Raw genomic sequence first — 13,126 nt, 5'->3', positions numbered from 1 at the left:
TCAGCCCAGGTTGCGCACGATGTAAGGGCCCAGGAAGTTCGCCACCGGCAGCGGCAGCTTTTTCCACACCTTGATGAACAACTGGTACTTCGGGTTCAGCGGATTGTTGTCTGGCAGCGCATCCGTGGCGTACAGCTTGTACTCGTACGGCAGCGGCGTGGCGACAAAGCCCCAGTTCTTCTTGAAGTCGTAGGCGCCTGTGCCCAGCTTGCTGCGGCCGAAGTCGAACAGGCGGCAACCGCGGGCAGCGGCCGCCTGCATCAGGTTCCAGTACATGAAATCGTTGCCCGCCACTTCGCGCGCCAGGTCCATGCCGCCACCGTAGTAGGGCACAACTTCGTCGCGCCAGTAGAACGACAGCACCGAGCCGACCAGGCGGTCGTCGCTGGTGTAGATAGTGCGCACTTCGCATTCGGCGCCAAAGGTTTTCTGAAGCAGCGCGAAGTACTTTTTCGGGAACACCGGGGTGCCCAGGCGCAGCACGCTGTGCGCATACGCCGTGAACATATTGTCGACGTTGTCCTCGACCACCCCTTTCAGGCCCAGCTTGATCCCCTTGCGCACCATGGCGCGCTGCTTGCGCGGGATGGCGTTGAGGTTCTCGTCATCGACGGCGCTGATCTCCTTGCGGAACGTGACGTACAGTTCCTTGGTCAGCCAGCTCGGGTCGTGCGGGTGCGCGCGCTCCATGGCGCGGTATTCGAGGTGGCCCACGCCGAGCTGGCGCGCCAGCGCATCGGCCGCGCCATCGAGCAGCACGCGCGCGCCGTCGTCGATGGCAGCCACGCCACCGTACACGCAAAACGGCATCGCGCCCAGCGAATGGCCGAACAGGCGGCTCTTGATCTCTGCCAGCGGCAGCACGCCCTGGATCTGGCCGTCCTGCTCGACGAAGTAGAACCAGGTCTTGATGCCGAACGATTGCTCGATCACGGACTGCCAGCCGGACAGGTGGAAGAACGTCGCTTCCGGACAGGCCCGTACGAATGCATCCCAGCGCGCCGCGCTCTGCGGCGTCATCAAATGCAGCGTCTGCGGACCGGCGGCAGCGGCGACGGGCGCCGCGCGCCGGGCTTGCGCCGCTTCGATGATCGAATTCATGGCTTGTCCAGGAAGATGCGGTCCATGCGGTCCCACTTGAAATCACGCGCCAGCTGTTCGAGACGGCGCTCCATACGGTCGATATTGACGTAGTGCCGGAACTTCGCCTTGGCGCCCAGGCCGTCGGGCCGCGGCTGGTCGGTGTCGATTTCCCACGGGTGGAAATAGAACAGGGCCGACTCGCCGTCTTCGCGGTTGACCTTTTCCATCATCCAGCGCGACAGCGCGTACGGCAGCAGGCGGAAGTAACCGCCGCCGCCGGCGGGCAGGTGACGGCCAGCCATTTTCACCGTGGTGATCGGCACTTCGAGGATGCCGTCCGGGCCGTTCGGGTAGAACGCGAAACGCGGCGCGTCGGGCATGCCGTAGTGGTCGTGCGCGATCGGGTAGATGCTCGAGCTGTACTTGTAGCCCGCTTCGTGCAGCGCGTCGAGCGCCCACAGATTGCCGTGGCCAATTGAAAAACTCGGCGCGCGGTAGCCGACGACGGCCTGGCCGCCGATGTCTTCCAGCAGCGCCTTGGCCGAGCGGATATCGTTGTCGAATTCGGCGCGGCTCTGGTCCGAGGCGCGCAGGTGGCCGTAGCCGTGGCTGGCCAGTTCGTGGCCCGCCTCGACGATGCGGCGCACCATCGCGGGATAGCGCTCGGCGATCCAGCCCAGCGTGAAGAAGGTCGCGCGCACGCCTTCGCGCTCGTACAGCGCGAGGATGCGTTCCATATTGGCTTCGACGCGGCATTCGCGCGTCGGCCAGCTGTCGCGGTCGATGTACGGGGCAAAGGCCGACACCTGGAAGTAGTCTTCCACGTCGCAGGTCATCGCATTGCGGATTTTTTCACCCGGCGCTGGACGCGGTCGGGCTGCGGGAGCGGTCATTTTCATGGCGGGTTATTCCTGGTGGTCCGGGTGGTGGGGCGCGGCGCCGGCGGCGTTGGGTGGCGTGGCCGCAATCTTTTTCAGGATCGACAGCACCGACACGATCGATTTCTCGAGGCGCATCATGCGCTCGTCGAGCTGCTCGACGCTGGCGCGGCGCTCGCCCGGATGCAGCTCGCTGGCGTGGCTGCCGCCGCTCGTCTGGTCGGCATCGGCCAGGTTGTCGGTGTCGGGCGCGTCGAATTCTTCCGAGATGTCGCGCACCACGTCGTTGATGTGCGCTTCGGTGAACGCCTGCAGTTCTTCCAGGTAGCCCATCAGGAGCACGCGGTCCATCAGCGTGTTGGTCTTGCGCGGGATGCCGCCGCTGTAGGCGTAGATTGCACTGTACGCACCGTCGTCGAACGACGGCGTGCCCTGCCAGCCGACGGTGGCCAGGCGGTGCTCGACATACGCGCGCGTCTCGGCCGCATCCATCGGACCCAGGTGGTAGCTGGCGATCACCCGCTGGCGCAGCTGCTGCATGCCGGGGCTGTGCAGCGTGGCGCGAAACTCGGGCTGGCCGAGCAGGAACGTCTGCAGCAGCGAACGCTCGTCGGTCTGGAAGTTCGACAGCATGCGCAGCTCTTCGACCGTGCGGGCATTGAGGTTCTGGGCTTCGTCGATCACGAGCAGGGCGCGCTTGCCCTGGCGGTCGACCGTGCGCAGGAACTGCTCGAGGCGGTTGAGCAGCTCGGCCTTGCTCTGGCCTTCGTACGGCAGGCCGAAGCTCGACACCACCATGCGCAGCGTGTCTTCGGGATCGAGGCTGGTATTGACGATGTGCGCGGCCACGATCTGGTCGAGCGGCAGTTTGCCCAGCATATTGCGCACGAGCGTGGTCTTGCCGGCGCCGACTTCGCCTGTGATGACGATGAAGCCCTCGCCTTGCGACAGGCCGTACTCGAGGTAGGCCATGGCGCGCTTGTGACCCTTGGACCCATAGAAGAAATGCGGGTCAGGGCGGAGCTGGAAGGGCTTGGCCGACAGGCCGTAATAGGTTTCGTACATCGTGATTTACCGTTACTTTCAGAACTTCATGGAGACGCTCGCCACCAAGGCGTGCTCGGTAAAGGTGCCGCCGGCACTGGCGCCGTCGGCGTTCCAGCGGCCGAGGTTCCCGGTACGGCGACGCAGGTCGAGTGCAGCGCGCAGGTCGCCGAAGGTGCGCGTCACGCCCACCCGCAGCGTGCGCTGGTAGTCTTCGTACTCTCTCGATGTCGACTCGTTCTTGCTGACGTCATAGCCCGCGGTCACGTTCGAACGCGAACTGAGCCGGTACGTATAGCTTGCATCGAAGCCTTGCTGGTGCACGTTATCGTTCAGGCTGCCTTGCTGGCTGCCCAGCAGCGGGCTGTCGCTTTGCTGGCTCGACAGCGCATTGCTCCGCGTGGCATACAGCGAGACCACGGCATTGCTGTAGCCCCGGCGGTAGGCGACCGAAGCGCGCAGCGATTTCTGGCGTATGAAGCGGTTGCTCAGGTAGTTGACGCTGTCGGTCAGCGACGGCGGCAGGCCGTTCGCCTGAATGTAGGCGGCAACAACGCGCTGGCGCTCGGCCGGGTCCGGGTAGGCGGTGGCGAACATGCTGTCGAGCAGGCCTGCGGTGTCGATCGTCGACGGCAGCAGGAATTGCTGGCGCGAGGTCGTGACGACATCGTCGTAGCTGATGTTCCAGCTCGTACTACGGGAGCGGTGCACAGCCGACAGCGTGCCCGTGGTGCCATAGAAGTGGCGTCCGAGCGTCATCTGCAGATTGGTGCGCAGCGATGGCGACCAGGCAAAGCCGAGCGACCAGTTGGCGCCCTGGTCGCCACCGCCCAGTCCTTCGTATTGGTAGCGGTCGTAGCCGGCATTGGCCAGCAGCGACAGGCGCTGGCTGACGATGTAGCGCAGATTGGTCGACAGGCTCTCGTTCGACGAGTCGCCATACTCGGCGCCGCCGAGCTCTTGCCTGGTGTAATTGACGCCCCAGGCGACTGTGCGAAAGCCCGTTCCGCTGGTCAGCGAGGCCAGGAAGCTGTCACCACCGGTGCCGCGGTAGCCAAGGGCATCGCCGCCGCCGACCGAGTCGCGCGTGTAGCGCAGCGTGCCCTGCGCGGCGGTGCCGAAGCGGTGCATCAGGTACGGGCTGATGCTCCACGTGTCGATTTCGGTGCGGTTGCGGTTCGAATACATGTCGTTGCTTGCGCGCGGACCGAAGGCCGAAATGCTTTGCTGGCCGCGCGAGGCGCTTGCGTCGATATAGAACAAATCGCGCGCCAGTTCGCCTCTGAGGTTGCCGCGGTAGCTGCGCTGGGTATTGGCGGTGTCGAGGTTCTGGCCAACGACGGCGGGATCGGCCAGGTTGCGCCGGTCGTCGCCGTGCAGGAAGGCGAACGCATGCACCTGGGCAGTGGCGTCCACCGTCAGGCGCCGGCTGCGGTTGAGCACCGTGATGCCAGGCGAGACCTGGGTGATCAGGTCGCTGTAGGCCGACGCGTCGTCGGTCAGGTTGACGTTGTCGGTCCAGATTTCACTGACGAGCAGCGTGGGCGTGATCGTCAATTCGGCGTGCGCCGGGAAGGCGGCCAGCAACATCGCGGCCGCCGCGAGCGGCGTCAGGCGCGACACGGCGCGGCCCATGCGCTGCTTAGCCATAGTGGTAATCATACGTTTCTTCGATGCCAGGAATATCCCTGGTCTTGTTATACAGGAGGTTGACGTTGGCCATTCCTTCGAGCTGCTGCAAGGCTTCCTTGACCGCATGCTGGGTCGTGGTCTGGGCTTCCACCACCACCACGATCTGGCCCATGTGGCTGGCCAGCACGCGCGCTTCGCTCGTGAGCATCAGGGGCGGCGAATCGAAGATGATCACGCGGTCCGGGTAGCGGTGCGCCAGTTCGTGCACCATCGCTGTCATCGTCGAGCTGGCCAAAAGTTCGGTTGCACGTGGCGTGCTGGTACCCGCCGGCAGGATCGACAGCGTATCGACGTTGGTGCGCAGCATGACATCCGACAGGTCGAGGGTGTCGTCGAGCAGGATGTCCATCAGGCCGCGCTGGGCTGGCAGGCCGAGCGTGCGCAGCACCGAAGGACGCGCCACGTCAGCATCGACCAGCAGCACGGTGTGATCGAGTTCCATCGCGATGCTCATCGCCAGGTTGATCGCGCTGTAGGTCTTGCCTTCGCCCGGTAGCGAACTCGTCACCATGATCAGGTTGCCCGGATTGTCCTTGACGCCGCGTTCGGCAAAAGCGCGCTTGAGCAGCGGGCGCTTGATGATCCGGAATTCTTCCAGCAGGTTCGTGCGTCCGCCAGCGGCAGTGACCATGCCCAGCTCGCGCATGCGCGAGAGGTCCAGTTCGATGACGCGGGTGCTGTGGCGGCCGGCCGTTGGCCGTGCGGCCGCGGCCGGCGCCGGCACGGCAGGATCCGGCGCACGCGCGTGGACGAAACCGGTATCGGGCGTGATGGGGTCATGCGAATCTGCCACGCTGCTGGCGGCGGGGGTATCAGCAGCATTCTGGCGCTGCTGGTCGATACGGCTTGCTGCTTTTTCGATAATGCTCACAATTGCTCCTTGTTGGCCAACCGGCCTTACATCGTCGGGCGGACCAGGATGGCGGCAACGCCGGCACCGTACAGGCCGAACAGTACCAGCACCGAGGCTGCCAGTGCGAGCAGGCGGCGCTTGCGCAGCACGGTCTGTTCGGCGGTCCAGTTCATGCTCACCGACCCGAGGATCGGCAGGCCCGTCGCTTCACGCAGGGCAGCCTGGCTGAGGAAGGTCGGACGCAGTTGGCTCAGCAGGAATGCACCGGCCAGACCCGCGCCGAGCGCAGCCACAAACACCAGCGAGAACAAGCGCAGGCGGTTCGGACCACTTGGAATATTCGGTGCGGTTGGCGGGTCGATCACGCGGAAGGTCAGCATGTCGGTGGCCGACGACAGGTCTCCCGACAGCTTGGCCGACTCGCGGCGCTCGACGAGTTTCTGGTAGTTCTCGCGATTGACTTCGTAGTCGCGGTTCAGGCGCGCCAGCTGGGCTTCGATTTCAGGCACTTGCTCGCTCTGGCCGCGCAGGCGGCCGGAACGCGCGCTGAACTCGGCCACGCGGGCCTGCAGTGAGGCAACGCGCGCTTCGGCATCGGACAGTTGCACGGTCAGCTGTTGCAGCATCGGGCTGTAGCTCGCGCCCGGATCCAGGCTCGGCTTGGTATTCTTGGCTGCTTCGGCGCGGCGCGCCTGCAGTTGCTCGAGCAGGCGGCGATTGGCGACGATATCGGGATGCTGCTCGGTATACTGGGTGCGCAGCGTATCCAGGGTTTTCACCACCGTGGCAATGCGCTCGTCCATGACCGGATCGACAAAGATCGGCGCGGCGCGATTGCCGCTGCTGCCACGGTTATCGCCCGAAATCTGGCGACGGATGGCATTGCGTGCCTGTTCCGCTTCGGCCAGTTCCAGACGCGCCTGGTTCAGCGATTCATTGGTGGCCATCATGCGCGAACCGTAGTCGGCGCCCTGATTCGGCAGCATGCCGATGTTCTTGATCTTGAAATCCTTGAGCGCGTTCTCGGCTTCGGCCAGGCGCTCTTCGTAGCTGCGGATCTGGTCGTCGATGAACTGCACGGCCTTGTCGGAATCCTGCTTCTTGCCACCGAAGCTGCCTTCGACGAAGATGGTCAGGAAGGCCTGGACCACGTCCTTGCCTTCGCGCGCGCTGGTGCCGGTGTAGCTGATGGTATAAATGTCGTCGCGCTCGGTGCCGGCGATCTTGATGTTGGCCATCATGTCGTCGACCAGCTTGGTCATTTCGCTGGCATCCGTGGCCTTGACGTCGAGATCGACATCGCGTACCACGCGTTCCACGTTCGGGCGGCTGATCAGGGTGCGACGCATGAAAAGAACTTGCTGTTCCAGGTTCGGCAGCATGGTCATGCCCGACAGCAGCGGCTTGAGGATGCTTTGCGTATCCACATAGACGCGGGCCGACGCTTCGTACTGGTTGGGCAGCTTGTAGACGACGAGCCAGCCGGCGAGCGCCACCACCCACGTGATGATGACCGCGTGCCAGCGGTACTTGCCGATGGCTTTCAATAAGTTAAGAATCTGGGAAGTAATTTCAGCCATCGTATCAGTCTCGCCGGTCAGGTCCCGGTCTCTAAAAAAAACCAGGTTCACAAATAAACAATGTGCATGATCGCTTGTACCCTAAGCAATTGCAATTGAGGGTTAGGAAATCCAGCGATTCTGGGTAATTGGTAACATCTGTTTGCAACACAGCCGCAAACAGTCGCAGGGAATCTTAAATAAATTTCATTACCGCACGCTTAACTGTTGCATTATCGCAAACATTTAATGAACTTGCTCGGTGTATTTTTTGGAACGGTTGTTGCTGGACCGTGACAAAGCAGGCGTTGCAGAATGTTGCTGAAATTCAAAGGTCCTTATTATAATGGCTAAATTCCGAAACGGTCCGTACGATTGCTTCCGTTGTGCAACAACACTATATAGAGAAGCCGGGAAGTCCTGATGATGTGTCGAATGATTGGATTGAAGCTGGCAACAGCGGTGCTGGCCTGGAGCATGGCTCTGCCTGCCATCGCCGCCACGCTGGTGCAAACGGTGGCGGCGGTCAAGCCGTCGATCGTGGGCATTGGCACGCAAATGCAGACCCGCAGCCCGGCCATCGTGTTCAGCGGCACAGGGTTTGTGGTCGGCGATGGCCTGAGCGTGATCACCAACGCCCACGTCGTGCCGAACCAGCTCGACGGGGCCAAGCTGGAGCAGATGGGCATCGTGGTGCCCGATGGCGCCAATGTGCGTTTTCGCGCGGCTCAGCTGGTTGGCCTGGATCGCGAGCACGACCTGGCGCACCTGCGCATCCAGGGCACGCCATTGCCGGCACTGAAGCTGGGTGATGCGAACATGGCGGCCGAAGGGCAGGCGCTGGCATTTACCGGTTTTCCGCTTGGCATGGTGCTGGGCTTGTTCCCGGCAACGCACCGCGCACTGCTGGCGGCGATCACGCCGGTGATGCAGCCGTCACTGAGCGCCCGCCGGCTCGATGCGCGCGCCGTGACCCAGTTGCAGCGCACGCCGTTCAGTATCTATCAGCTCGATGGCACGGCTTACCCTGGCAACAGCGGCAGTCCGCTGTACGACCCGGATACGGGGCAGGTGCTGGCGGTGATTAATATGGTGTTCGTGAAGGGTTTGAAGGAATCTGCCATCACGGCGCCCAGCGGCATCACGTATGCGATTCCCGTGCGCCATGTAAAGGAATTGCTGGCGCGCTAGGCGCGCCTGCCACGTTGGCTTGTCAGGCATCGTGTTGAAGTTGCAACAAGAAAGTATTTCAATTGTGCATGGCTTGTTCCCATCCCGGACTGCGCTACAATAGCGCAGGCCATGATGGCGAAATAACAATTATTGATGCGCGCCGTACACCATGCAGGTACGTGGAGCACGCAGCGCGCTAGGGATCAACGCGATGATGACGAAACTGACGAAACACCTGGTAACTGCGGGCGCTGCTGCCTGCATGCTGATGCTTGGCGCTTGCGCTACGCCCGTGCCACCGAGCACTGCCGCGATGGCGCCAATCAACCCGGATTACCTGATCGGCCCTGGTGACAGCGTCAATATCATTGTCTGGCGCAACCCTGAAGTGTCGATGTCGGTCCCGGTCCGTCCGGACGGCAAAATCACCACCCCGCTGGTGGAAGACCTGCCGGCCGCTGGCAAGACCTCCACCCAACTGGCGCGCGATATCGAAGGTGCCCTGGCGAAGTTCATCCAGCAGCCTGTTGTCACGGTCGTGGTCACCAATTTCATCGGCAACTTCAGTGAGCAGATCCGTGTGATCGGTCAGGCTGCACGGCCGCAGGCGCTGCCATACCGCCGCGACATGTCGGTGATGGATGTCGTGATCGCCGTCGGTGGCGTGACTGAATTCGCTTCCGGCAACAAGGCCAGCATTATCCGTACCGTCGATGGCAAGCAGGAAAAAATCGTCGTCCGTTTGGACGACCTGATCAAGGACGGCGACATTTCGGCGAACATCATGATGCGTCCAGGCGACATCCTGGTGATCCCGGAGAGCTTTTTTTAAGTTGTTGTCGATGGTTTTTACACCCCAGCCCGGCTTCAGTCCTACAATGGGTGTGAATCGCGCTTGACAAGCGTCTAAGTTATTGTTTTAAGTGAATTATTCCCGCAGGAACTTTTTTGGGCGCGAATCTTGCTCCTTCATCTGCGTGCGCAATTGAAATCGAGGACTATCCGTGGCTAATGATCAACAACACAGCGGTAACGAGCCGCAGCAGCAACTTCCACAAGTGCCGCCAGCAATGGCCCGGCATGGCGCGGCGCGTCGCCGTCTGGCCAAGGCCGGCCTGGGCGCGGCTGGCGTGCTGTGGACGCTGGAAAGCCACGCCACGCTGAAAAAAACCGGTTTTGTGTGCGAGTCGGCCTCGGCCTACGATTCGGCTGGCCTGAACAGCAATGTCGCTACCGAGCAGCGCTGCAATCCGCTGTCGCCGACGAGCTGGTGCTTTATCCAGCACAGCTGGCCGTGCAGCAAGACCAAGAGATTCCACGATGTCTTCAAATGCAATGAGCGCCGCTTCGAACAGACGTACTACAAGGACACGCTGCTGGCGGTCATGAACGCCAAGTACGACTCCTACAATATTGGGCGTCACCTGGCAGCGGCCTACCTGAACGTGACGTCCAAGCGCATCGATTTCCTCGACGTGCCGACGCTGCAGCGCATGTGGAACGAGCTCAAGGTGAGTGGCCACTACAAAGTCAGCGCCAACCAATACTGGACCGTACGCGAGGTCAGAGATTATCTTGTCGCAGTCCACGGCTGGTGATCGATCAGGGTCCTGGCGCCGCCCAGGACCTGCAACCCTGCATTATCGCCAGTGGCAGGATGACGTGGTGCTGTTTAACGAGGTATCCGGCGCGACCCACTTGCTCAGTCCCGAGGCGCTGGTCGTGCTCCAGCAGCTGGGCGCCACGCCCACCTCCGTACTGACCCTTGCCGCAGCCTTGCGCGAACACTTCGACGTTGATGAGGCCACCTTGTCCGACGATGTGGCCGATCTGCTCGAACAACTCTCCAGCCTGGACCTGATCGAACCATGTCACTTGTAGCCGATCTGGGTCGCGCCGAACTGGCGCGGCGCCTCGGCGGCCCCGGTCTGTTGCTGCGTACCGGACCTTTTGTCAGCCGTGTCCAATCAAATATTGCCCTCGTTGCCGATGGCATCGGATCGCTCTACGGCGACTATCCGGTCGAGGAGCCGGGCGGCTTTGCCGACTTTCAGGTGCGTCTGGTGCGCTCGACGGGCCTGCGGCGCTGGTGGCATCCGCAAGCATGCTTCGACTATGATGGCCGCGAGCCATTCGCACCATTGCCGCTGGCCCAGGCCTGGCCGATGTTCGAATGGGTGATGAACTGGTGTGTCTCGAACCGCGCCCACCGCTACCTGATCGTGCATGGCGCCGTCGTCGAGCGTAACGGCTGCGCCATCGTCCTGCCAGCGCCGCCTGGTTCGGGCAAGAGCACGCTGTGCGCTGCCCTTGTGTGCCGCGGCTGGCGTTTGCTGTCGGACGAACTCACACTGGTACGGCGCGACGACGGCATGGTCGTCCCGCTGGCACGCCCTGTCAGCCTGAAAAATGCGTCGATCGACGTGATCCGTGGTTTTGCGCCCGATGCGCTGCTGGGCAAGCCGGTTCCCGGCACCACCAAGGGCACGATTGCGCACCTGAAAGCGCCACCGGACAGCGTTGCGCGCTTTGGCGAACCGGCGCGGGCGCGCCACATCGTGTTCCCGCGCTACCAGGCCGGCGCCGCGACCACGCTCACGCCGGTGCCCAAGGGGCAATTGTTCATGCGGGTGGCCGAGAATGCCTTCAATTATTTCGTGCTCGGCCCCGTCGGCTTTGACTGCCTGGCCGACCTGGTCGACGATTGCGATGGCCATGAGTTCTGCTACAGCCAGCTTGACGAAGCCATCGCCCTGTTTGACCGCCTGGCGGGAGTGGGACCATGATGTCGCCGGCCTCATCGCTGCTGGTCGAGGTCCTGGCCACGCCCGGCCGGGTTCGCTTTCTCGACCTGCCTGGCTGGGAGCGCTTGCTGCGCCAGGCCAACAGCGCCAATGTCGGCGCAATCCTGGTCTATTTGCTGGAAGAGTACGGCCTGCTTGAAGATGTACCGCCCAAGCCGCGTGAGCACCTGGAAGCAGCGCGCATCGTCGCTTTGCGTCACCGGCGCCTGGCCGGCTACGAGGTCGGCCGCATCCGAAGCGACTTGGACAGCCTCGGTCTGCCATTGATTTTGCTCAAGGGCGCGGCGTATGCAATGGCCGGCCTGCCGTCCGGACGCGGCCGCCTGTTCTCGGACATCGACATTCTGGTGCCCAAGGACAGCCTCGACCAGGTAGAGCGTGCGCTGATTTTGCACGGTTGGGCCAGCGCCCACCATGACGCCTACGACGAACGCTATTACCGTACCTGGATGCATGAGCTGCCGCCAATGGTGCATTTGCGCCGCGGCAATGCGATCGATGTGCACCACGCGATCCTGCCCGAAACGGCGCCGGTGCGGCCCGATCCGGCACTGCTGCGCGCAGCCGCGCGGGCGATTCCTGGTGAGCAGGGCGCGCCGGATATCTACACGCTGTGCCCACAAGACATGTTTTTGCACAGCGCCGTGCACCTGTTCTTCGGCGGCGAATTTGACCAGGGCTTGCGTGACCTGTTCGACCTGCACCGCCTGGCGCTGCATTTCGACACCGAGCCAGGGTTCTGGGATGGCCTCGTGGCCCGTGCCGATGCGCTGGAACTGACGCGCCCGTTGTTTTATGCGCTGCGTTACATCACCCGCACGTTCGGCACGCCGGTGCCAGCGGCAACGCTGGCTGCCGCCGCACCGTTTGGTCCAACGAGCTTGTTGTTGCCATTGATGGATGCGCTCTTCTTGCGCGCGCTGGCGCCGTTGCACCCGGAATGCACTACGCGCTTCGACGGTGCAGCCCGCTTCACCTTGTATGTGCGCGGAAACTGGCTGCGTATGCCACCATTGTTGCTCGCGCGCCACTTATTTCACAAAGCTTTCTTGTCGCCACGTACCGCAGAGGCCGCTTGAGCTGCTACTCTTTGCTTTCTGACGAGGTTAGTAGCCCTATTGCCAGAAAAAATTCATTCTGGTAATAAATTTATAAATTGTAATTATCGATGCTATGATGATCACATTTCATCAATGCATCACATACCGGTTTCGCCTGGAGGAAGTATATGATCGAGACATTAGCGCCAGACGTGCATTGCGCGAGTCTGGGCAGCGATGACTTCGCTAAGGGTGGAATGAATCCCAGCATCATCGACGTCACCATCAACGAACGCGTATTCGGGATTCGCGCAGCCGATATTGACACCCAGCGTAACTCCGCGAGCATGCTCATCAGTAAGATGTATGCCTGGCGCGGCTATAGCGGCAATCACCAGATCGGTAACGATCCAAACCGGATCACGCTGACCGCTTCGGACCATGGGCAGGTGTTCGGCACATTGAGCCTGGGCCTCGATTCCGAGATCGGCCTGATGGCCGACCAGGTGTTTGCCGACTATGTCGATACCCAGCGCAATAGCGGCAAGGTATGCGAAATCATCAAGCTGGCTGTCGATCCGGCGATCAAGTCCAAGGCCGTGCTGGCCTCGCTGTTCCACGTGGCCCTGATCTATGCCCGCGATCTGAACGGTTGCACCCACATCTTCATTGAGGTCAATCCACGTCACCGTCGCTTCTATGAAGCCATGTTGGGCTTCCAGACAGTGTGCGAAGCGCGGCCCAACCCGCGCGTCCAGGCGCCGGCGGTGCTGCTCAGTGCCGCTACAGCCTATGGTACCGAGCAGGTGGCCAAGTGGGGCGGCATGCAGGACAAGGCAGTGGGTGAGCGCTCGCTGTTTCCATGGTTCTTTTCGCAACGCGAAGAGGCCGGTATTATCAACCGTTTGCGCCAGCTCGGTTAATCAGTCTCCCTTCTGCGGTCCCTTCGAACGGGCCGCGGCAGCCTGCCATACTTTCTCTGTTGCATTTGTTCCTTGCC

13 protein-coding genes are annotated in these 13,126 nt (G+C 62.3%); 7 read left to right on the top strand and 6 right to left on the bottom strand.

Annotation, left to right across the window (positions count from 1 at the left end):
* From AC56LV_RS13905 to AC56LV_RS13880, 6 genes are read right to left on the bottom strand one after another with little or no spacing between them, the layout of a single operon-like run.
* The gene (locus AC56LV_RS13905) at positions 1–1,101 is read right to left on the bottom strand and encodes a FemAB family XrtA/PEP-CTERM system-associated protein (RefSeq protein WP_499558441.1); all 1,101 of its coding nucleotides are present in this window, start codon (positions 1,099–1,101) and stop codon (positions 1–3) included.
* The gene (locus tag AC56LV_RS13900) at positions 1,098–1,982 is read right to left on the bottom strand and encodes an XrtA system polysaccharide deacetylase (protein ID WP_183554692.1); all 885 of its coding nucleotides are present in this window, start codon (positions 1,980–1,982) and stop codon (positions 1,098–1,100) included. Before AC56LV_RS13900 ends, AC56LV_RS13905 begins: the two co-directional genes overlap by 4 nt.
* Before the next feature lie 6 nt (positions 1,983–1,988).
* Positions 1,989–3,026 (bottom strand): XrtA/PEP-CTERM system-associated ATPase, encoded by a 1,038-nt coding sequence (locus AC56LV_RS13895; RefSeq protein ID WP_499558439.1) that lies wholly within the window; start codon positions 3,024–3,026, stop codon positions 1,989–1,991.
* An 18-nt stretch (positions 3,027–3,044) separates the two neighbouring features.
* Positions 3,045–4,667: a TIGR03016 family PEP-CTERM system-associated outer membrane protein gene (locus tag AC56LV_RS13890; protein WP_499558437.1), complete on the bottom strand. Its 1,623-nt coding sequence runs from the start codon at positions 4,665–4,667 to the stop codon at positions 3,045–3,047.
* Positions 4,648–5,568 carry an XrtA-associated tyrosine autokinase gene (locus AC56LV_RS13885; RefSeq protein WP_499558435.1) on the bottom strand — a complete coding sequence of 307 codons (921 nt, stop codon included), beginning with the start codon at positions 5,566–5,568 and terminating at the stop codon, positions 4,648–4,650. The genes AC56LV_RS13890 and AC56LV_RS13885 overlap by 20 nt, the downstream gene beginning before the upstream one ends.
* A gap of 26 nt (positions 5,569–5,594) precedes the next feature.
* A complete protein-coding gene (locus AC56LV_RS13880) occupies positions 5,595–7,130 on the bottom strand; it encodes an XrtA system polysaccharide chain length determinant (RefSeq protein WP_499558433.1) in 1,536 nt (511 codons plus the stop codon).
* Positions 7,131–7,544: 414 nt separating this feature from the next.
* On the opposite strand from AC56LV_RS13880, the gene AC56LV_RS13875 reads away from it, so the two are divergent.
* The 7 genes from AC56LV_RS13875 (at position 7,545) to AC56LV_RS13845 (ending at position 13,049) form a co-directional block, all read left to right on the top strand.
* Complete coding sequence (locus tag AC56LV_RS13875) at positions 7,545–8,300, top strand: S1 family peptidase (RefSeq protein ID WP_499558431.1); 756 nt, start codon at positions 7,545–7,547, stop codon at positions 8,298–8,300.
* 193 nt (positions 8,301–8,493) lie between these two features.
* Positions 8,494–9,114 (top strand): XrtA/PEP-CTERM system exopolysaccharide export protein, encoded by a 621-nt coding sequence (locus AC56LV_RS13870; protein ID WP_499558429.1) that lies wholly within the window; start codon positions 8,494–8,496, stop codon positions 9,112–9,114.
* Positions 9,115–9,286: 172 nt separating this feature from the next.
* Entirely contained in the window at positions 9,287–9,880 is a 594-nt protein-coding gene (locus AC56LV_RS13865) for a hypothetical protein (protein ID WP_499558427.1), read from the top strand.
* Complete coding sequence (locus AC56LV_RS13860; protein WP_499558425.1) at positions 9,798–10,163, top strand: HPr-rel-A system PqqD family peptide chaperone; 366 nt, start codon at positions 9,798–9,800, stop codon at positions 10,161–10,163. The genes AC56LV_RS13865 and AC56LV_RS13860 overlap by 83 nt, the downstream gene beginning before the upstream one ends.
* Positions 10,151–11,068, top strand: coding sequence for an HprK-related kinase A (locus AC56LV_RS13855; protein ID WP_499558423.1), 918 nt, complete (start codon positions 10,151–10,153; stop codon positions 11,066–11,068). Before AC56LV_RS13860 ends, AC56LV_RS13855 begins: the two co-directional genes overlap by 13 nt.
* Positions 11,065–12,165 (top strand): nucleotidyltransferase domain-containing protein, encoded by a 1,101-nt coding sequence (locus tag AC56LV_RS13850; RefSeq protein WP_499558421.1) that lies wholly within the window; start codon positions 11,065–11,067, stop codon positions 12,163–12,165. Before AC56LV_RS13855 ends, AC56LV_RS13850 begins: the two co-directional genes overlap by 4 nt.
* A 149-nt stretch (positions 12,166–12,314) precedes the next feature.
* Entirely contained in the window at positions 12,315–13,049 is a 735-nt protein-coding gene (locus AC56LV_RS13845) for a GNAT family N-acetyltransferase (RefSeq protein ID WP_499558419.1), read from the top strand.
* The last annotated feature ends 77 nt before the right edge of the window (positions 13,050–13,126 follow it).

The sequence above is a fragment of the Telluria sp. RB2R28 genome (genome assembly GCF_059685835.1).
Note: the sequence above shows the minus strand (reverse complement) of the source record. Positions and strands in the feature narration are given on the sequence as shown.